This is a genomic window from Pseudoxanthomonas sp. (assembly GCF_051953815.1).
GTDB lineage: Bacteria > Pseudomonadota > Gammaproteobacteria > Xanthomonadales > Xanthomonadaceae > Pseudoxanthomonas_A.
The window spans coordinates 18,822-38,752 of sequence record NZ_JBQCIJ010000006.1 but is presented as its reverse complement, the minus strand read 5'-3'; the positions used below and the strand labels follow the sequence as shown (position 1 = coordinate 38,752).

Genomic DNA, 19,931 nt, shown 5'->3' with positions numbered 1-19,931 from the left:
TCAGTCCAGTTCGGGTACGTCGCCGGCCAGCACGGGCGGCATGTGCAGATAGCGGGTGGTGCGGCGCTTGTTGCGGATGTCCTCGTAGACCGCTTCGGCCTGCGCCGGGGTCAGGTCCAGCGCGGTCGCCAGTTCGCTGGCCGGGCGGCCGTGGTTGAGCGCCCACAGCGCCAGGTCCATCTGCTGGTAGGGCAGGGCGAAATAGAACTCGTCCTGGCCCTGGCTGAGGCTGTAGGTGTCGGTGGTGGGAATGGCGGCGCACACGCGCTCGGGCAGGCCGAGGTGACGCGCCATGCCATACACCTGGGACTTGTACAGGTGGGCGATCGGCTTGACGTCGGCGGAGCCGTCGCCGTTCTTGACGAAGAAGCCCTGGTCGTACTCGACCCGGTTGGGCGTGCCGACCACGCCGTAGTTGAGGCGATCGGCGTGGAAGTACTCCAGCGTCTTGCGGATGCGCTGCTTGAAGTTGGTGGCGGCCACGATGGTCAGGTAATCGGCCAGGGCCAGCTCGCGCTCGTGGCGCTGACCCACCGGCGATTCGGCGATCAGGCGGAAGCGGTTGATGCGCCCCTCGGTACCGCCGTCGATGACGATCTTGAATTTCCAGCCTTCGCCGTATTCGGGCAGTGTGTTGCGCACCGCCTGGTCGCGCGCGCGGTAGCAGCCGATGGCTTCCAGCGCCGGGGCGATGTCGACCGTCTCGGTGCGCACGCCCAGGTGTTCGGCCAGCAGGCGCGCGCGCACCGCGCTGTCGTCGGAGGAATCGCGCTCCGGCAGGATCAGGGTGAACACGCGATCCGGCCCGAGCGCGCGCACCGCCAGCGCGGCACTGACCGAGCTGTCGATGCCGCCGGAAATGGCCACGACCAGGCCACGCCGGTGCAGTTGCCGCGCGGTGATTTCGCGCAGCCGCGCGGCGATGCGGTCGGCTTCCTGTTCGTAGTCGATGTCGAGGACGTGGCGATCGAGGCTGCTCATGGCGTTGCGGTCTGCTCCATCAGTTGGAAACGCCGCACCTTGCCCGAAGCGGTCCGGGGCAGGGTGTCGACGAAGGTGACTTGGCGGGGAATCTTGTAGGGGGCGAGGCGGGCGCGGCAGTGCGCCTTGATGCGGTCCTCGGCGCGCGGCGGCAGTTCGCCGGCGGCGACGACGAAGGCGCGGATGACCTGGCCCATCACTTCGTCGTCCACGCCGACCACCGCCACTTCGCGGACGACCGGCAGTTCGGCGATGACTTCCTCGACGTCGGTGGGATGCACGCGGTGCGCACCGGTCTTGATCATGTCGCTGCGGCGGCCCTGCAGGAACAGGAAGCCGTCGGCGTCCAGGTGGCCGATGTCGCCGGTGTGCAGCCAGCCGTCGCGCAGCACCTGCGCGGTGGCCTCGGGATTGTTCCAGTAACCGGCCATCACGTTGGGGCCGCGCACGCAGACCTCGCCGCTTTCGCCGGGCGCGGCGGTGCTGCCGTCCTCGCGCTGGATCCGCCACTGCACGCCGGCCACGGGAATGCCGACCGAGCCGAGCTTGTCGTCCAGTCGTTCCGGCGGCAGCCAGCTGATCCGCGAAGTGGCCTCGGTCTGTCCGTACATCACGTACAGGCGCGGCGTGGGCAGCCGTTCGCGCAGTTGGCCGGTCAGCGCGGGCGACATCGCGCCGCCGGCCTGGGTGAGATAGCGCAGCGAGGCCAGCGGGCGCCCGTGTCGCGCCAGCGGTTCCAGCAGCAGGGCGAAGGTGGACGGCACGCCGGAGAAACCGGTGGCCTCGTGCTGTTCGATCGCCTCCAGCACCAGCTGCGGAAACATCAGGCTGGGACCGAGAATCACGCAGGCGCCGCTGATGAGATGGGTATGCAGCACCGACGCGCCGTAGGCGTAATAGAACGGCAGCACGCTGAGCACGCGATCCGAAGCGTCCAGCCGCAGGTAGTCGACGACGGCGCGCGCGTTGGCCAGCAGGTTGGCGTGGGTGAGCATCACCCCCTTGGGCGCGCCGGTGGTGCCGGAGGTGTACAGGAGCACCGCCAGTTCGGAGGCCTCGGGCAGCAGCGCGGCCGGCAACGGATCACCGGACTCGTCATCCGGCAGGGACCGACCGTCCTCCAGCACTGTGCATTCGGGCGCCGAGGGCAACTGCGCGATCGCTTCGGCGGCGTCGCGGTGCGCGGCTTCGTACACCACATGGCGGGCGCCGCAGTGCCGCAGCCACGGCAGGAAGTCGCGCACGCGCGCCTGCACGTTCAACGGCACCACCACGCCGCCGGCCAGCCAGACGCCGTAGCAGGCGACCGCCGCCTCGATCCGGTTGGGCAGGATGAGCGCCACCCGATCGCCGCTCTGCAGGCCGCCGTCGCGCAGGCGCGCGGCGAACCGGCGCGCCTGCCGCCAGAAGCCGGCGTAGTCGATGCGGCGTTCGCCGTCGATCAGGGCCAGGCGGGCGGGCGCATCGCGTGCGACGCGTTCGACCCGGGTGCAGAGGGTTTCCATCGGCGCGGGATCAGCCGGCCCGCTTGCGGGTGACGAAATCGTCGACCGTCTGGATGGTGTCGAAATTGGCCGGGGTCATCTCCTCCGGCACGATCTGCAGCTTGAACTGATCCTCCAGGAAGAAGATCAGCTCGTGGATGCCGGTCGAATCGATGATGCCGCCGCGGATGAGCGAGTCCTGGTCCCCGATGGCGGCGGGATCATCCGAGAACAGGAAGTTCTCCAGGATGAACTGTTTGATCTGTTGCTTCTGCTGCATGGGGATCCCCTGTGGCGATTTCGCTTGCTGTCATTGAAAACGCAAGCCCGGTGGGCATCCGGCCAGTCCGTACGCCGGCGTTGGTGGCGCGGGGGGCGGTGTTACCATCGCGGCCGTCGTCACACCGGGGAAGCCCACGATGCGTCGCCTGTCACTGGTCCTGCTGCTGGGATTGGCGGCCTGCCGCCAGCAAGCGCCGACACCCGCCGTGCAGCCGCACGTGGTCCACGATGCGTCGCCGGTGCGGTACGCATCCGAGAAGGGCGCTTACGCCGTGACCGAACTGGTGACCGGCCTGGAACACCCCTGGGCGCTGGCCTTCCTGCCCGATGGTGGCCTGCTGGTCACCGAGCGCCCGGGGCGCCTGCGCCGGATTGGCGCGGATGGCCAGGTGTCGGCGCCGATCGCCGGTTTGCCGGAAATCTTCGTCGATGGCCAGGCCGGCCTGCTGGACGTGGCGCTGTCGCCGCAGTTCGCCCGCGACAAGCGGGTTTACCTGGCGTTCGCCGAACCGACCTTCCGCGGCAACAAGGCCGGCACCGCGGTGGCGCGCGGGCGGCTGGAGGGCGATGCGCTGAAGGACGTGGAAGTGGTGTACCGGCAGGAGCCCAAGCTCTCGCACGGCACCCACGTCGGCGCGCGGCTGGTGTTCGACGACGCCGGTCATCTGTTCGTCACCCAGGGCGACAACCGGGTGGCCGCGGCCGCCGCGCAGGAACTGGACAAGCTGCAGGGCAAGCTGGTGCGGATCTGGCCGGACGGGCGGATTCCGGACGACAACCCGTTCGTGGGCAAGGCCGGCGCGCGGCCGGAAATCTGGTCCTACGGCCATCGCAACATGCAGGGCGCGGCGCTGCATCCGGTCACCCGCGCGCTGTGGACCAGCGAGCACGGTCCGCAGGGCGGCGACGAGATCAACCTGCCGCGGCCGGGCGCCAATTACGGTTGGCCGCTGGCCACCCATGGCATCGACTACAGCGGCAAGCCGGTGGCGGGCGCGCGCGGACGCAGCGTGCCGGGGATGGAGGATCCGCATTACGTCTGGGAGAAGTCGCCGGCGGTCAGCGGAATGACGTTCTACACCGGCGGCCTGTTCCCGCAGTGGCAGGGCAACCTGTTCCTGGGGGCATTGGCGGCCAAGCAGCTGATCCGGCTGGAACTGGACGGCGACAAGGTCGTGCACGAGGAACGGCTGCTGGGCGAACGCAACCAGCGCATCCGCGACGTGCGCCAGGGACCGGACGGCGCGCTGTACGTGCTGGTGGACGCGCCGGACGGCAAGCTGCTGCGGATCGCGCCGCCGGCGGGCGCCACGGGCGCGCCGGGCGGCTAGACCGCGGCCGCCACCGCGGGCGCCGCCGTCGCGGCGGGTTTGCGCGCGATGAAATCCACGCTGGTGATGCACAGTTGTTCCGGCGGAATGCCGGCGAACTGCGGGTGCACCGGCGTCGCCGCCAGCTGGCGCAGGCGTTCCGGGCGCGCGTTGGAGGTGTCCAGGACGATCGCGAATCCGCTGTCGCGGGCGTCATCGACGAAGCGGTGCGCGCGCAGCCGGTTCTGGTACAGGAAGGCGTTGTTCCAGCGCCGCCACTGCCGATCCGAATAACGCAGGTAGTGCAGCTGGTGGATCTCGCGATCCACATAGGCGTAGTGATCGCCGCAGTTGACCGAATGGAACATGATCCCGCCCGGCGCCAGGATCCGCATCGCCTCGCGGTACATCGCGCCGATCACTTCCGGCGGCACGTGCTCCAGCACGCTGTTGGAGAACACCACGTCGACTTCGCCTTCGCCCAGGGCGGTGCGGGTGGCGTCGGCCGGCGCGCGGTACCGGATCACGCCGTCGGTGGCCGCTTCCAGCGAGTCGCCGGCCAGCAGGCGGTTGCGCAGGCGCAGGTAGCGCTCGCGCACCGCGTGCGGATCCGCGCCGCCGGCTTCGGCGATGCGCGGCAGGAACTTCTCCAGGGTGGCGGCGCAGCGCTCGGTCAGATCGCGGCGCAGATGGGTGTTCAGATCGTAGGTGGTGACGCGCGCCGCGCCGGCCAGGTAGCAGGCGAACGGAAAGGTGGGATACCAGCCGGTGCCGATCTCGAACCCGCGCATGCCGGCGAAGGGATGGCCGGCGTCGCGCAGGTGGCCGGCCATGATCGCCCAGTCGTCGATCTTCACCGACAGTTCGCGCTCGAAGTCCTGCAGGCCGCCGAACTGGCGCTGCAGGTGGAAATGCAGGGTATGGCCGCCGGGCAGGTATCCCAGCACCTTCTGGACCATTCCTTTGACTCGCCAGTGCATGTCGGCTCCGTGATCGGGTGGGTGCGCTCAGGCCGCGGGGACCGCCAGCGGCGCGTCGGCGTCGCGGATGGCGGGGGAGGCGGAACGCGCTTCGTTGAGCTGGCGATGCACCAGCTGGGTCGAGAGGATGCCGACGAAGGCCTGGTTGTCGGCGAAACCGGTGGCGCGGCCCTGGCGGCATTTTTCCACCAGCCGCGAGACCGCCTGCGGTTCGAAATAGCCGGCGTCGCGGATGGACGCGGGTGCGAGCAGCTCGGCGACATAGTCCAGCGGCTGGCCGTCGAAGAAGAAGCTCTGGCTGTCGGGCGCGCGATAGGGCTGCTTGGTCCGCTGCACGATGTCGGCCGGCAGCAGATCGGCGAGCGCGCGGCGCAGCAGGTATTTCTCGGTCATGCCGCGGATCTTGAAACTCGGCGGCAGCCGGTTGGCGAATTCGATGACCCGGTGATCCAGGTACGGGAAGCGTCCTTCGATGGAGTTCGCCATCGCCACCCGGTCGCCCTGCGAGGACAGCAGGTAGCCGGCCAGCAGCGACTTGGCCTCCACGTACTGATCGCGCGCCAGCGGACTCCAGTCCATGATGCCCGGCGGCAGGGTCTGCTCGTAGGCGTCCAGCGGATCCCAGCTGGCGGCGGCGGCGCGCAGATCCGGCGACAGGAACGCCAGCGCGCGCTGCGAGGTGGTCCAGCGCGGCACGTGCGCGAACACCGGCCGGTGCAGGTGCTCCATGCCCTGGCCGAAGAACGACTGGGCGAAACCGGGATGGCTGACCGGCGAATTGCGCAGGTAGCCGTACAGGCGCTCCAGCAGGCGCGGACGCAGGCGCGAATCCGGCTGCCGCGCCCAGAACCGGCGCACCTTGGCCTCCTTGAACAGGTCGTAGCCGCCGAACACCTCGTCGGCGCCTTCGCCGGTCAGCACCACCTTGTAGCCGTGCTCGCGCACGCTGCCGGCCAGCAGCATCAACGGCACCGGCGCGGTGCGCAGCACCGGCGTCTCGGTGTGGCGGATCAGGCGCGGGAAGGCTTCGCCGATGTCGCGGCGGGTGCAGCGCAGGGTGGTGTGGTCGGTGCCCAGGTGGCGGACCATCGCCTGCTGGTGTTCGCTCTCGTCGAACTCGCCGTCCTCGAACGCGACCGAGAAGGTGCGTACCGGCGTGTCGGTGAATCCCTTGATCAACGCGACGATGCCGGAGGAATCCAGGCCGCCGCTGAGGTAGGCGCCGACCGGCACGTCGGCGCGCAGTTGCAGGCGCACCGCGTCGACCAGCAATCCGCGCAGTTCATCGGTGGCCTGTTCCACCGTCAGCGGATAGCGCGATGGCGCTGTTTCGGCGGCGTCGGGAAATTCCCAGTTCCAGTAGGCGCGCAGGTGCTGGCTGCCGTCGGCCTCGATGCTCAGCAGGCAGCCCGGCGGCAGGCTCTGCACGCCTTCGTACAGGGTGTCCGGATCCACCGGTGCCCAGTAGGTGAGGGTCTGCATGAGCGCGCGCGGATTGAGCTGCGCGCATTCGGGCAGCACCGCCAGCAGCGATTTCACTTCCGAGGCGAACCATACCCGGCCATGCCGATGCGCGTGATAGAGCGGGCGGATGCCGGCGCGATCCCGGGCCAGCACCAGCCGGCGGCGCTCGCCGTCCCACAGCGCGATGGCGAACTGGCCGTTGAGGTGCTGGACGAAATCATCGCCGTAGCGGTCGTACAAATGCACGATCACTTCGGTGTCGGAATGGGTGTAGAAACGGTGGCCGCGCGCTTCCAGATCCCGGCGCAGTTCCACGTAGTTGAAGATCTCGCCGTTGAACACCGTCCACGCGGTCCGGCGCTCGTTGTGGATCGGCTGGTCGCCGGTGGCCAGATCGATGATCGACAGCCGCGCATGCGCCAGCGCCGCGCCGGGCTCGGCGTGGAAGCCGAAGCCGTCCGGGCCGCGATGGGCCAGCGGGTGGATCATCCGCTCCAGCGTGGCGCGCGCGCCGTCGGGCCTGACATCCGCGCCGCTGAAGCCTGCGATTCCGCACATCGTCCGGGTCTCCTTGGGGCGGGATCAGGTGGACCCGGCGGCGTACAGCGCACGCTCGCCACGGGCTTCGGCCAGCACTTCCTCGCAGGCCAGCAGGGTGTCCTGGGCCACCTGGCGCCAGTCGCGCGAGAACCGGCGGGCCAGCGCAGCCTCGTCCCAGTCGCGCTCCAGCGCCTGGTCCAGCCCTTCGGCCAGCGCGGCGGGATCGCGCGCCGGCACCAGCACGCCGCTGGCGGCGTCGACCACCTCGGGAATGCCGCCGACCGGGGTGGCGACCACCGGCCGGCCGCAGGCCAGCGCCTCGACCAGCACGTTGGGATGACCCTCGGAATAGCTCGGCAGGGTGACCAGGTCGGAGGCGCACATCCAGCGCGCGACCTCCGCCGGCGGGCGGGTGCCGGCGAAACGCACCGGCAGATCGCCGGCCGCGGCCAGCGCCGCCAGTTCCGCATGCATCGGGCCTTCGCCCACCAGCACCAGTTGCAGGCGCGGCCGGGAGGCGCGCAACTGGCCGGCGGCGATCAGCAGTTCGCGCAGGCCCTTTTCCGGCACCAGCCGGCCCACGTAGGTGACCACTTCCGCGTCCGCCGGCAGGTCCAGGGCCTGGCGCGCCTCGGCGCGGTCGGCCGGATGGAAAATGGCGGCGTCGCAGCCGTTGGGGATGGCGCGGATGCGATCCGGATCGGCGCCATAGTCGCGCTCGGCGACCCGGCCCAGGTCCTCGCTGACCACCAGCAGGCGGCGGGCGGCATGCAGCACCGGGCGGGTCAGGCGGCGGCTGACGGCGTCGCGCACGCGCAGGTCCGAGCCGCGCGCGCCGACCACCAGCGGCGCGCCGATCCGGCGCGCGGCCAGCATCGCGCCGTAGGCGTCCGGATACAGCCAGTAGGACAGCACCAGGTCCGGGGCGAAGGCGCGCATGGGGGCGGCGATGGCGCGCGCGCACAGGCGGCCGTTGAAGGGGCGGCTGACCGCCGGCAGGGCGGGGTAGCGCACGTACTCCACGTCGCAGCCGGGCACGCTGTGGTGTTCGTCCGAGGCGCGGTACAGGTAGCTGCGCGGCTGCGCCCAGCGCGGGTAGCTGGCGACCGGGCTGATCACCCGCACCTGCGCCAGCCGCGAGAGCTCGCGCACGGTCTGGTAGATCGGGCGGCCGCGATTGGGTTCGCCGGCAATCGGGAACTGCGAAGTGACGATCAGCAGCCGCATGCCGCCCCGCCTTGGCCGGAGGCCGGGCACTGGCCTGTTGCGGGACTCGCTAGCGTTATATCGACCATGCAGTGAACCGGTTCCGGGAGTTGAAGTGGTCCGCGAAAATTCGCCTTCCGTGCGCGTGGTGGAGCTGGATGCCCTGCGGGGCATCGCCGCCGTGGCCGTGATGGCTTACCACTACACAACGCGGTACACGGAGCAGATAGGCCATGCGGGGGGGATGCCGCTGGACCTGCTGGCCGGCAAGTACGGCGTGCAGCTGTTCTTCCTGATCAGCGGCTTCGTCATCTTCATGACCCTGGAGCGGACCCGCACCGCGATGGATTTCGTGGTCTCGCGTTTCTCCCGGCTGTTCCCCGGTTACTGGGCGGCGCTGGCCATCACCAGCCTGGTGGTCTATTCGATCGGCCTGCCGCTGCAGCAGCTGCCACTGCACGACTGGGCGCTGAACCTGACGATGGTGCAGGAGTTCCTCGGCGGCGAGCATCTGGACGGCTCCTACTGGACCCTGCAGATCGAACTGTTCTTCTACGCGCAGATGCTGCTCTGGTACATGCTCGGCCTGCTGAAGCGGATCCACTGGATCATCGCCGGCTGGCTGGTGCTGGCCGCCATCGAGGGCGTGTTCGAAAAGCACGGCTGGCATTTTTCCTACGTGCTGCGCGAGCTGCTGATCCTGCGGTTCATCCCGTTCTTCGCGATGGGCATCCTGTTCTACCGGATCCGCCAGCATCCCGGCGAGCGGCCCTTGAACATCGCGATGATCGCGTTGTGCCTGTTCGCGATCGGAATCGGCGAGCGCCCGGTGTTCCTGCTGGTGGGCACGGTCTGCTGCGCGATCTTCATCGCCTTCACCCTGGGCTGGCTGCGTTTTCTCAACGTGCGCTTCTTCGCCTGGCTGGGCACGCTGTCCTATTCGCTGTACCTGATCCACCAGGCCATCGGGTTCGCGGTGATCTACCGGCTGGAGCAGCTGGGCGTGCCGAGCCTGGCCGCCTGCGCGGCGGCGGTGGCGGTGGCGTTCGGCCTGGCCATGCTGCTGAGCTACGGGGTGGAGCGGCCGGCGATGCGCTGGATCCGTTCTGAGTGGAAGCGCCGCGGCATGCGCCTGGAGACCGCGTGAGCACGTACGATGTGGCCCGCACGCGGCGTGGCGGGGAGCGGGTTTGAAGGACAGGCACAAGATCATTTCCGCGGCGGCGTGGAGCATCGGCGCGGGCCTGGCCGGGCGCGCGGTGGGCCTGCTGGGCACCCTGCTGATCGCGCGCCACCTGAGCCCGGACATCGTGGCCGAGGTGACGGTGGCGACGGTGATCGCGCTGACCGGCAACTGGATCGGCGCGTGGGGCTGCGGCCAGTACGTGATGGTGCGTGGCGGGGAAGGACGCGAGGCGATCTTCACCGCCAGCGTGTTCTACCTGCTGGCCGGCTCGCTGGTGATCGCGGTCACCTGGTGGGCGACGCCATGGCTGGCGATCTGGCTGCAGGCGCCCAACCTGGTGGCGTATCTGCCCGGCGCGTTGCTGGGCATCGCCATCCGCCGGCTGGGCGCGATACCGGACAAGCTGCTGGCGCGCGAACTGCGCTTCGGGCGCATCGCCATCGCCACCGCACTGGGCGACGTGGCCTACGCCGCGGTCGCGGTGACCCTGGTGAGCACCACCGATCTCGGCGGACGCGCGATGATCCTGGGCTTCATCGCCCAGTCCTGCGTGATCGCCGGCGTGACCATCACCGGCACCGGCTGGCGCAGCTGGCTGGCGCCGGCGCGGCTGCGCTGGGAACGGGTGCGCGACATCTTCCGTTTCGGCGCGCCGATCACCGGCGAGATCACCCTCGCCGAAGGCGGGCGCTACTGGGACAAGCCGATGATGCTGCGGCTGGTCGGCGCGCACGACGCCGGCGCCTACGGCATGGCCTTCAATCTGGCGCAGTTGCCGGCGGTCTACGTCGGCGGCCACATCGGCACGGTGATGGTGCCGGCGATCGTGCGCGCGGAACCGGCCGCGCGCGCGCCGCTGATCGTCAACGCGCTGGTGGTCGCGGCGGTGCTGCTGTGCCCGATGGCGACGGGACTGGCGGTGGTCGCGTCGACCCTGGTCGCCGCGCTGCTGCCGCCGAGCTGGGCGCTGGTCGCGCCGCTGTTGAGCATCCTGGCCTTCATGCTGCTGCTCGGCCCGGGCAGCTACATCCTGTCCTCGTTCCTGACCTCGCTCGGGCGCAACGCGGTCCTGATGTGGATCGAGGTGGCGACGATGGTGGCGCTGTTGGCCGCGTTCGCCGTGCTGGCCCGTTGGGGAGTGATGGCGGCGGCCTTCGCGGTCGGCGTGGCGATGCTGGTGCAGTGGGTGCTGACGGTCCAGGCCTGCCACCGCGACGGCGTGCGGCTGGGCCGGCTGTGGTCGCCGCTGGCGCGGGTGGCGCTGGCCTGCGCGGTGATGGCGCTGGCGGTGTGGGGACTGAGACGGCTGCTTGCCGGCCAGGTGCCGGCGCCGGCGCAGTTGTTGCTGGAAGTCGGCGTCGGCGTGCTGGTCTACCCGGTGGCGCTGGGGATCTGCGGGGGAGGACTGCTGGGGAACCTGCTGCAGTCGGCGGGTCTGGGGCGATTGCCGCTGCTGGGGCGCTGGCTGCGCGGTTGAGTGTCGGGGACGGCGCGGAGCGTTGCGCTCCGCCCGTGTGGAATCATGGCTCCCGCGGGAGCCCAGGGGGAAGGAAGGGAATGTTCGATTTCAATGCCATCGTGCTGCTGCGACGCGAGGCGGGCCACGCGGGTGGCCTGGCGCCGACGCCGGAACAGCATTTCATCGAGCTGAAGATGGGCGACGAGGCGCGGCTGTCGAAGGTCTACCGCCAGCAGGGACGCACCGGCGATCCGGCGCGCCTGCGCCTGCGCTTCGAGCGGGGGTTCCGTTGCTTCGCGATGGAGGAGGACGGGGAACTGATCGCCTGGTTCTGGGCCCTGCACGGGATACCGCGTTACTTCGACGAGATGGGCTGGCTGTTCCCGCTGGACAAGACCCAGGTCTGGCTGCGCGACGCCTTCGTGGTGCCGAAGCGGCGTGGCCGCCGCCTGCTGTCGTCGATGATGACGATCGGCAGCACGGTGGAATCGGCGCCGCTGGAGTACCTGTCGGACGTCAGCTGCATCAACCGGCCCTCGCTGCGCGCGCACAGCACGATGGGCTTCAAGCCGTTCGCCACCGTGTACGGATTGATGCTCGGCCGCCGGCTGCTGTGGCGGAGCCTGCCGCCGACGCTGTTGCCGGCGCCCACCGCGCTGCATCCGCACAAGCGGCTGTTGTGGTTGAACGAGGAAGAGCGCGCCTGGCACCGCACCCAGATTGCCTGATCGGCTCGCCCGGGCGGTGGCATCCGAATCGCGACGCGCCGTGATTCAGTGGTTCAGTCGTCGTGGCCGAGCCGGTAGGCGAGCGGCCGCAGCACGCGCGCGGCCGACAGCCAGCGATTGGCTGCCACGCCGGCGGCCAACACGCCGGACACCATGACCTGGTGATCCGGCAGCAACTCGGCCAGATACGAGTTTTCCTGCGCCTGGCTGTCGAACTGGCGCAACCGCGGCCAGCGCGCATGCATGGCTTCGAACAATTGCCATTCGTTGATCCGGCCGGGGCTGGACTGGCGGTATTCGGGATCCCAGCCGGTCTTGAAGCCGCTGAGCACCTGGCCGGACATCAGGTTGCTGGTGGAGGCGATCACCCGGCCCGCGCACAGCGTCTCGACGAACACCAGCGCGCCGGTCGGCGCCAGCCGCGCCGCCATCTCCAGGAAGAATCCGCGCTGCGCCGGACTGGCGTGCAGCGAACTGCCGGCATCGCCTTTCCAGCCGGCGTGTTCGAGCGCGAGGTGCCGCTCGGCGGCGGCCTGATCGGCGTCGGCGCCCTGCAGGATGCGGGTGGTGACTTCGCCCTGGTCCTGCAGGCGACGCAGGCGCCGGCGCAGATCCTTGAGCACCGAACCGCGCATGCGCGCGGCGGTGGACACGCCTGCGCGGGTGCGCAGCACCGGGCGATGGAAGCGCCGGGTTTCGTGCCATTGCAGGCGCGGATCGCGGGTGGCCCACAGCGCCGCCGACAGCGGGCATTCGGCCACCAGGTTGTGCAGCAGCAACACCGGCGCGGGCGAATTCCGCTGCGCCATCAGATCGATCACCGCGGCGGCGACCGTGTCGGCGTTGCCGGGCGCGTGCAGCAGGCCGGACTGGAATGCATGCGCGTGCCGATAACCGCGCCAGTGCGGCAGCGGCACGAACAGGTTGGGGCGGCGACGTTCCAGGCAGGCCAGGCCGATCAGTTCGCCATCGCCGGCGCGCACGCGCAGCAGCGAAGGTGGCGCCTGCGGGGTCAGCCAGCGCGCGGCGGCCTGCACGAAGCCCGGCGCCAGGAACGGATTGGAGGCTTCGCTGGCGTGGGCCAGCGCTTCCCATTCGGCGAAGTCGGCGGCGCGCAGATGCGTCCAGTGATCGAGGGTGACCGTGGCGGTCATGCCGGCACCGTGCCGTGCCGGCGACCGCGCAGCGTGTCCATCAGGCGCGTGCGCAGGCCCAGGCGATCCACCGACAGCCAGGCCATGCGGCCTTCGGCCATCGCCAGCACGCGCTTGTAGTCCATCTCGCCGGCCATCAGTTCATAACGCCGGTGGCCTTCCTGGATGGCGTTCTGCACCGCCTCGGTCAACAGCAGCAGGCCGGGGCTGCCGCAGTCGCCGATGCGCGGATAGTCGATGCCCGCCTGGTAGAAGCAGACCACGCCGCGCGAAACCAGGTGGTAGAGATAGCCCACCACGTGTCCGCCGGCCTCGAAGCGCAGCAGTTGCGCGCCGTGGCCGGGTTCGGAAACGGTGATCAACTGGCGGTGGAAGGCGACGACGCGCGGATCGGCGAACGCGCCCTGTTCGCCGGCCTCGGCGGTCCAGTGTGCCTGGTGCAGGGCGACCAGGCCGTCGAAGTACGCCAGGCGTTCCTCCGGCGTGCCGGCCACGTCGATTTTCAGTTCGCCCCAGCGCTCGCCCAGCTTGCGGGCGGTGCGGCGCACGCGGGCGCGGGTGTTGCGTCCCAGCACGCTGGACAGATACAGGCCGTGGTCCTCGCGCAGGCCGGTCAGATCGATGTAGGGCGTCGGTCGCTTGAACATGCGCAGGCGCAGGTTGGGCGCGCGCAGTTGTTCCAGCGGGATGCGATCGACCTCGATGCCGGGCAGGAACAGGGTGAGCCAATGGCGTTCGTGGCGATTGAGATGATCCACGAACGCCACCAGCGTTTCGCTTTCCAGCCCGGTCTCGCTGAGCAGTCCGTTGAACTCGATGGTCAGGCTGTCGAGCACGCGATCGCCGACCTGGTGCAGGCGCAGATGGGTGGGACCCAATCCGAAGAAGCGCCGGCGCGCGGTGACGATGCCCAGGCCGACCAGCCGCTTGTTGAGATAGACCGAGGCCAGGCGCGCGGTCTTGCGCGGGCAGATCGTCGCCAGCCAGGTGCCGATCCAGATCCAGCTGAGGAACACGCTGCAGCGCGAGCGGCTTTCCAGTTCCTCCCAGCGCAGGCGCAGGAGATCGAGATCCGGCAGTGGTTCCAGGCGAACTTCGAAGGAGCGGGTGGCGGGCGAGAGCATTGAGGGTTTCTCGTATCCGTGGGCAGGCATGTTCACCATGACCCCGCGCGGTCGCGCGGGATCAGGGCGGAGGATGCAAGAGCTGTGCCACGCGGGCATGCATCGATGGCGGGAGCGGGACGGAGGGCGACATGATCAACCGAAGGTCGCATCCAGCCCTTGCTCCACGCCCACGCGCGGCGTCCAGCCCAGCTGTTCGCGCGCGGCGGTGGTGTCGAAATTGGCCAGCGGGCGCAGCGAGCGCACCCGGTAGCGGGTCAGCGGCACGTCGCGTTTGAGCAGCTTGCCCAGCAGCTCAACGCCCCAGCCCAGCAGCAGGAAGGTCCAGGTCGGCACGCGGACCCGCTTCAATTCGCCGCCCAGCTTGCGCTGCGCGCGTTGCAGGTAGGCTTCCTGGGTGATCGCGGACGTGTCCACGATGTTGAACAGTCCGCCCCCCGCCTGCGGCGCGTCGGCCGCCTGCACCAGCGCGTCGACCACGTCGTCGATGTACACCAGCGGCAGGGTCTGCGTGCCGCTGCCCACCGCCACCCAGCGGCCGGCCAGGCCGATGACGCCGTTGGGCGTGACCTTCTCCGCGCCGGGCCCGAAGATCTGGCCGGGGCGCAGGATCACCGCGGGCAGGCCACGCTGTTCGATCGCGTCGCGCACGTGGCGCTCGGCGTTCAACTTGGTCTGGGTATAAGCGCCGCGCCATTCCGGATGCGGTTCGTAGGCCGAGGCTTCGGTCATCACCGCGTCCGGCGCGCGGCCGGCGTGATCGAACACGCTCATCGAGCTGACGTAGACCAGGCGGCGGTTGCCGTGCTTCAGGCAGGCGTCGACCACGTTGCGCGTGCCCCACACGGTGCCGGCTTCGAAATCGCGCGGACCGCCGCGCATGGCGGCGCCGACGTGATAGACCACGCCCACGCCCTGGACCGCGTGATCGACGATGCGCGGATCGCCCAGATCGCCGATCACCGTCTGGATGCCGGCGTCCTGCGCATACGCGGCGACCGGGCGGCGCACCAGCACGCGCACGCTGCGGCCTTCGGCGCGCAGGCGCGCGACCAGGCGGCGGCCGAGGAAACCGGCGGCGCCGGTCACCAGCGCGTCGGCCGGCGGCAGGTCGGCGTAGCGGCTTTCCAGCAGCGCCAGGCGCTGGCGATCCGGCTCGGCGCACAGCGGTTCCAGCAGGCGGGCGATGCGCAGCGCGTCCTCGCCGGTGAACGGCGGCGCGGCGCCATCGCGCGCGGCCTGCGCGAACGCCTGCGCGCCGTGCTGGATGCCGGGCGAGGGCTTGAGCATGCCGGTGGCGAAGCGCACCACGTTCCAGGGCACGCGGAACACGTCCTTGAGCGCGCTGAAGAACGCGTTGGCGACGATGCCGATGAACTTCGGGCCGGGCAGCACGCGGTGGATGCGGCAGGTCTGCAGGAAGCGATCGACCTCGATGGTGCCGCGGGTGCCGCGCACGAACACGCGGTTCTCCATCGGCCGCGCGTTCCAGGACAGCAGCAGGCGGCCCACGCCGCGCGCGGCCTGGATGTGCGCCTGCCATTCGTCGAAGTGCAGGTTGGGATCGGTGCCGCGCGACTGGAACGCGACTTCGGCATGGCCGATTTCACCCAGGAACGCCTCCAGCGTGTACAGGCCGTGCACGCCCAGATCGCGGAACGGATACGAGCCCTGGGTCACCGCGCCGGGCAGCGGGCCGCCGGCGTAGGGCGGATATTCCGAATTGCGGATGATGTCGACCGACACCACTTCGCCGATGCGGCCGTCGCGCACCGCCTGCAGCGCCTGCATCAGCACCGGATCGAACAGATCCGAATGGTTGACGCCGAGCAGGCGGCCCCGCGCCTGCGCGCGGGCGATCATCGCTTCGCAATCGGCCACGCTGTCGGCCATCGGCTTCTCGACCAGCACGTGGCAGCCCATGTCCAGCGCGGCCAGGGCGATGGCCGGATGCGAGGAGGGCGGGGTGAGCACGTACACGGCCTGCGGCAAGGCGTCGGCCAGTTCCTCCAGCCGCGCGACCGCGCGCGCGACGCCGAAGCGCTTGGCCAGCGCCTGCGCCGCCGGCAGCTGGCTGTCGCAGATGCCGACCACGTCGACGAAATCCAGGCGCTTGAGCGCGGACAGGTGGTGGGTGGCGACATAGCCGGCGCCGACGATGGCGACGCGCAGCCGGGTGGAAGCGGAAGCGGGCATGGGGGTATTGAGCATGATCAGGAAAGGGGGCGTTGGCGTTGCAGGGCCTGCGCGACCGTGTCCAGCACGGTCTCCACGCGGTGATCCCAGGTCTGGTCGGCGACCGCGGCGATCCGCTCGGCGGCGGCCTGCGGACTGTCTTCGGCCAGCGCGGTCTCCAGCGCCTGCAGGTAGCCCTCGCGGTCGTGGGCGATGCGCACCCAGCGCGAGAACTTCTCGATTTCGGGGTTGTGCACGCTCACCACCGGTTTGCCGGTGGCGAGGTACTCGCGCAGCTTGAGCGGATTGGCGTTGGCGACCTGGCGGTTCATCCGGTACGGGATGATCGCCACGTCGAAGGCCTTGGCCCATTGCGGCAGGCTGGCGTAGGGCTGCGCGCCGGCCAGGCGCACGTTGGGCAGCGCGCGCAGTTCGCTCACGTCGGCGGCGGCGTGGCCGACCAGCAGGAAGGTCCATTGCGGGCGCTGGCGCGCCAGCCAGGCGATCAGGTCCAGGTCGATCCACTCGTGCAGCGATCCGATGTAACCGACCACCGGTCCCGGCAGATCGCGCGCGGCGGCGGGAATCTCGGTGGCGGCCTCGCCGGCGCGACGGAACAGCGCCACGTCCACGCCGTGGGGGGAATAGAAGGTCTGCGGGTTCAGTTCGCGCTTGCGTTCCAGCAGCGCCGGCGGCGCGACGAACTGCAGATCGGCGGTGCGGCTGAGCGCTTCGTCGCGCCGGCCGATCAGTTCCGGATCGACGCCCGGATGCGCGGCATAGTCGTCGATGCAGTAGTACACGCACAGCTCCTCGCCCAGGCGGCCGGCCAGGAAGCCCGGATGCGGGACGACGAACCAGGAAATGCGCCGCTGGATGCCGACCGCGCGCAGCGCGCGGCGCACGGCCCAGCGGCCGAACAGGCGGTTGAACGCGTCGACGCCGGGAATCCGCCGGAACGGCATCTGCGGCACGGTGCAGCGCCAGAAGCCGTCGCGGATGCGTTCGGGCCGGCGCAGCGCCGCGCTGAGCTTGCGCCACGCCTTCTTCAGATCGCGGCCGGAGGCGTTGGGCGCGCGCATGCCCGGCGAGTCCACGTACAGCACCGGCATGCGTTCGGCCAGGCGGGTGGCGACATGGTGGCTGCTGGTGCGGTTCTCCGCGTTCCAGTCATTGCCGAAATAGACCACGCCCAGCCCCTGCAGGGTCGCGTTGGCGTCAGCCATCGCGCCACCACGCGATCAGCCAGGCGGTGCCGCCGTGGTGGATCCAGTCCTTGTGCACGCCGGGGATGGTTTCCACGTGCGGGCCGATCCGGCCGCAGGCCGGGGCGAAGAAGGTCACCAGGCCGTTGCGGCCCAGGTGGCGCATGCGCGCCACTGTCGCGGCGGGGTCGCTCAGGTAGTAGAGCACCTCGCAGGCGGTGACCAGATCGAAGCGGTGGCGCTGTTCGCCCCACGGCTGGTGGAACAGATCCACCGCGGCGAAATGCGCCCGCGGCAACCGCGCCTGTGCGCGTTCCACCGCGTGCGGGCTGACGTCCAGGCCGTACTGCTCGTCGCTGAGGCGGGCCAGGTATTCGGTCTGGTGGCCTTCGCCGCAGCCGATTTCCAGCACGCTGCCGACCCGGCCGAAGGCCTGTTCGATGACCCGGTTGGTGGCCTCGAAGCGGGTCCGCTCCATGGCCGAATCCATGTTCCAGGGATCTTCCATGCGATAGGCCAGATCCAGCCGCGCATGGTTGTCGCTGCCGCCGACGCCGCGCAGCGCGTACTTCATCCACAGGCGTCGCTGCGCCTTCTTCAGCAGTCCGGCGGTGCCAGCAAACATCTCACTTCCCCCTGAATCCATCTTCCTTCAGCAGTGCGGCACCTCCGCGGTGGCCGCATGCGCGCTTTCCTCGTCCACTTTCAACGGCCGCAGCGGCGAGCTGTACCAGCCGGTGACCTTGCCGCAGCGGAACTCGACCCACGAGGGGCCGTAGTCCCAGCGCGCGGCGTGCTCGCTCTCGGGGTCGCCGAGGATGCGCCGTGCCTGCGGGTGGTCCATGCCGACCGCGAGCCGCAGGCTCAGGTCCGGCGCGCCCAGTCCCGGCGAAACCGCATCCCCCGGACCAGCGGGATCCAGCGACGGCGTCGAGGTCTTCTGCGCACCCCACCAGTACAGCGCCAGCGCAAGCAGGGCCAACATCAGCAGGTAACGGCGACGACGGGGAAATCCGGTCACCGGCGCGGGGCCGGCGTCGATCTCGATGTCGTTGGCCGATTCGGATTCACGCGTCCAGGCGCGTCCGGGCGTGACGAACGCCGGCGTCGGGGCGGGGGCGAGCGTGTCCACGAACGGCGTCGCGCCGGCGTCTTCGTCCGCCGCGGCCGGGGTCGGGCGCGAGGCGCCGGGCAGGCGCCCGTGCGTGCGATGGAAATCCAGCGCCGCCGCGTACATGCGGTTGAGCCGCTGCAGGCGCGCGACATCGGCGGGCTGGCGCTGGTGGTCTGGGTGCAACTGCATGACCCGGCGCCGGTAGGCGTGCTTGAAATGCAGCATGCTGCATTCCGCGTCCAGTCCCAATTCGTTGTACAACGCGACAAAGTCGGTATCGTCCGACATGCAGAACACGCCCCTGGCAATCTTGGTTCACGGTAGCGCAGCGCGCCCGGATTCGCCTGCCAGACGACAAACCGGCGCGGATGCGGCCATCGTCCGCGGCGGTGGCCGGATTTGCCGGCAATCCACGTATTCAGGGCATCGGGCATGGTTGCCGGATGCGGATGGATGATGGCCAGGGGAGCATCGAAACAGGCAAGGGAACGCGCGGGGCGCAGGCAACTGCTGGCACGCTGGTGCCACCGTGCCGGCGTGCTGCCGTTGCTGGGCAGGATGCGGCTGGGCTCGGGCGACGCGGTGCGGGTGCTGGCGTATCACCGCGTGCTGGAATCGGCCGAGCCGGACGATTTCAGTTTCGACACCGACCTCATCAGCGCCTCGGCCGATGCATTCCGCGAGCAGATGGCTTACCTGAAGCGCCACTTCGCGCCGATGACCTTCGCCCAGGTGCTGGATCACCTGGACCAGGGCAGGCGGCTGCCGCGCGGGGCGGTGCTGGTGACCTTCGACGACGGCTACGACGACAACTACCGGGTCGCGTTCCCGATCCTGCGCGAACTGGGCATGTCGGCGATGTTCTTCGTGTCCACCGGCCATATCGATTCCGGCCGCCCGTATGCGTATGACTGGCTGGTGCACATGGTGTGTTCCACCGCGGCCACCCGCCTGCAGGCGCCGGAACTGGGCCTGGACTGGACGCTGGGCCCGGACCTGGGCCAGCGCCGCGCGCAGGCCTCGGATCTGCTGGACCGGCTCAAGGTGCTGGACGACGAAGGCCAGTGCGCGCTGATCGCGCGGCTGGAGCGGGAATGGAACCTGCCGCGTTCGGAGGGACATTCCGATTGCCGGCCGATGACCTGGGACCAGCTGCGCGAGATGCGCGCGGCGGGCATGGAAATCGGCTCGCACGGCGTGGATCACCGGATGCTGGCCAAGCTGCCGCGGGATCGGATGATCGCCGAGGTGCAGGGATCCAAGCAGGCGCTGGAACGCGAACTCGGCGCGCCGGTCGCGGTGCTGTCCTATCCGGTCGGCGGACCGGACGCGTTCGACGGCGACACGGTCGAGGCGGTGCGGGCGGCGGGCTTCCGGATGGCCTGCAGCTACGTGGCCGGCACCCGCGCGATCGAGGCCACCACGCTGTACTCGGTGCCGCGCCTGCCGGTGGAGCGACAGATGGACCGGGAGTGGTTCGAGGCGATGGTGGCGGTGCCGGAGATGTTCAGCTACACATCAAGGTTGCGCACAGGTTGA

Annotated in this window: 17 protein-coding genes; 5 read left to right on the top strand and 12 right to left on the bottom strand. The window is 70.0% G+C overall.

The genetic code is table 11. The features are described 5' to 3' along the window. The 3 genes from nadE to ACTHN1_RS01780 are packed head-to-tail and all read right to left on the bottom strand — an operon-like array spanning position 1 to position 2,745. Positions 1–981 carry an NAD(+) synthase gene (gene nadE / locus ACTHN1_RS01790; protein ID WP_440469262.1) on the bottom strand — a complete coding sequence of 327 codons (981 nt, stop codon included), beginning with the start codon at positions 979–981 and terminating at the stop codon, positions 1–3. Next, on the bottom strand, positions 978–2,486 hold the full coding sequence (locus ACTHN1_RS01785; RefSeq protein ID WP_440469261.1) for a class I adenylate-forming enzyme family protein: 1,509 nt from the start codon (positions 2,484–2,486) through the stop codon (positions 978–980). The genes nadE and ACTHN1_RS01785 overlap by 4 nt, the downstream gene beginning before the upstream one ends. Positions 2,487–2,496: 10 nt before the next feature. After that, positions 2,497–2,745: an acyl carrier protein gene (locus tag ACTHN1_RS01780; protein WP_440469260.1), complete on the bottom strand. Its 249-nt coding sequence runs from the start codon at positions 2,743–2,745 to the stop codon at positions 2,497–2,499. A gap of 139 nt (positions 2,746–2,884) precedes the next feature. On the opposite strand from ACTHN1_RS01780, the gene ACTHN1_RS01775 reads away from it, so the two are divergent. Next, positions 2,885–4,078, top strand: coding sequence for a PQQ-dependent sugar dehydrogenase (locus tag ACTHN1_RS01775; protein WP_440469259.1), 1,194 nt, complete (start codon positions 2,885–2,887; stop codon positions 4,076–4,078). Here the strand turns inward: ACTHN1_RS01775 and ACTHN1_RS01770 are convergent. Genes ACTHN1_RS01770 through ACTHN1_RS01760 form a run of 3 tightly spaced genes read right to left on the bottom strand, consistent with a single transcriptional unit; the run spans position 4,075 to position 8,268 of the window. Next, complete coding sequence (locus ACTHN1_RS01770) at positions 4,075–5,037, bottom strand: class I SAM-dependent methyltransferase (RefSeq protein ID WP_440469258.1); 963 nt, start codon at positions 5,035–5,037, stop codon at positions 4,075–4,077. The genes ACTHN1_RS01775 and ACTHN1_RS01770 overlap by 4 nt on opposite strands. Positions 5,038–5,064: 27 nt before the next feature. Further along, positions 5,065–7,059: an asparagine synthase (glutamine-hydrolyzing) gene (gene asnB, locus ACTHN1_RS01765; protein ID WP_440469257.1), complete on the bottom strand. Its 1,995-nt coding sequence runs from the start codon at positions 7,057–7,059 to the stop codon at positions 5,065–5,067. A 24-nt stretch (positions 7,060–7,083) separates the two neighbouring features. After that, positions 7,084–8,268: a glycosyltransferase gene (locus tag ACTHN1_RS01760; RefSeq protein WP_440469256.1), complete on the bottom strand. Its 1,185-nt coding sequence runs from the start codon at positions 8,266–8,268 to the stop codon at positions 7,084–7,086. 94 nt (positions 8,269–8,362) lie between these two features. On the opposite strand from ACTHN1_RS01760, the gene ACTHN1_RS01755 reads away from it, so the two are divergent. The 3 genes from ACTHN1_RS01755 to ACTHN1_RS01745 all read left to right on the top strand — a co-directional run bounded on the left by ACTHN1_RS01755 (position 8,363) and on the right by ACTHN1_RS01745 (position 11,620). After that, entirely contained in the window at positions 8,363–9,394 is a 1,032-nt protein-coding gene (locus ACTHN1_RS01755; protein WP_440469255.1) for an acyltransferase family protein, read from the top strand. 43 nt (positions 9,395–9,437) lie between these two features. Then, complete coding sequence (locus ACTHN1_RS01750; RefSeq protein WP_440469254.1) at positions 9,438–10,910, top strand: oligosaccharide flippase family protein; 1,473 nt, start codon at positions 9,438–9,440, stop codon at positions 10,908–10,910. 80 nt (positions 10,911–10,990) lie between these two features. After that, positions 10,991–11,620: a hypothetical protein gene (locus ACTHN1_RS01745; protein ID WP_440469253.1), complete on the top strand. Its 630-nt coding sequence runs from the start codon at positions 10,991–10,993 to the stop codon at positions 11,618–11,620. A gap of 53 nt (positions 11,621–11,673) precedes the next feature. Here ACTHN1_RS01745 and ACTHN1_RS01740 read toward each other — a convergent pair whose 3' ends face one another. From ACTHN1_RS01740 to ACTHN1_RS01715, 6 genes are all read right to left on the bottom strand, one after another. Next, positions 11,674–12,774, bottom strand: coding sequence for a GNAT family N-acetyltransferase (locus ACTHN1_RS01740; RefSeq protein WP_440469252.1), 1,101 nt, complete (start codon positions 12,772–12,774; stop codon positions 11,674–11,676). Next, a complete protein-coding gene (locus tag ACTHN1_RS01735) occupies positions 12,771–13,898 on the bottom strand; it encodes a GNAT family N-acetyltransferase (RefSeq protein ID WP_440469251.1) in 1,128 nt (375 codons plus the stop codon). The genes ACTHN1_RS01740 and ACTHN1_RS01735 overlap by 4 nt, the downstream gene beginning before the upstream one ends. Positions 13,899–14,033: 135 nt before the next feature. Next, complete coding sequence (locus tag ACTHN1_RS01730; protein ID WP_440469250.1) at positions 14,034–16,094, bottom strand: NAD-dependent epimerase/dehydratase family protein; 2,061 nt, start codon at positions 16,092–16,094, stop codon at positions 14,034–14,036. A gap of 17 nt (positions 16,095–16,111) precedes the next feature. Beyond that, on the bottom strand, positions 16,112–17,299 hold the full coding sequence (locus ACTHN1_RS01725; protein WP_440469249.1) for a glycosyltransferase: 1,188 nt from the start codon (positions 17,297–17,299) through the stop codon (positions 16,112–16,114). Then, the gene (locus tag ACTHN1_RS01720) at positions 17,292–17,903 is read right to left on the bottom strand and encodes a class I SAM-dependent methyltransferase (protein ID WP_440469248.1); all 612 of its coding nucleotides are present in this window, start codon (positions 17,901–17,903) and stop codon (positions 17,292–17,294) included. The genes ACTHN1_RS01725 and ACTHN1_RS01720 overlap by 8 nt, the downstream gene beginning before the upstream one ends. A gap of 27 nt (positions 17,904–17,930) precedes the next feature. Continuing rightward, positions 17,931–18,680 carry a hypothetical protein gene (locus ACTHN1_RS01715; protein WP_440469247.1) on the bottom strand — a complete coding sequence of 250 codons (750 nt, stop codon included), beginning with the start codon at positions 18,678–18,680 and terminating at the stop codon, positions 17,931–17,933. A 168-nt stretch (positions 18,681–18,848) separates the two neighbouring features. On the opposite strand from ACTHN1_RS01715, the gene ACTHN1_RS01710 reads away from it, so the two are divergent. After that, entirely contained in the window at positions 18,849–19,931 is a 1,083-nt protein-coding gene (locus ACTHN1_RS01710; RefSeq protein WP_440469246.1) for a polysaccharide deacetylase family protein, read from the top strand.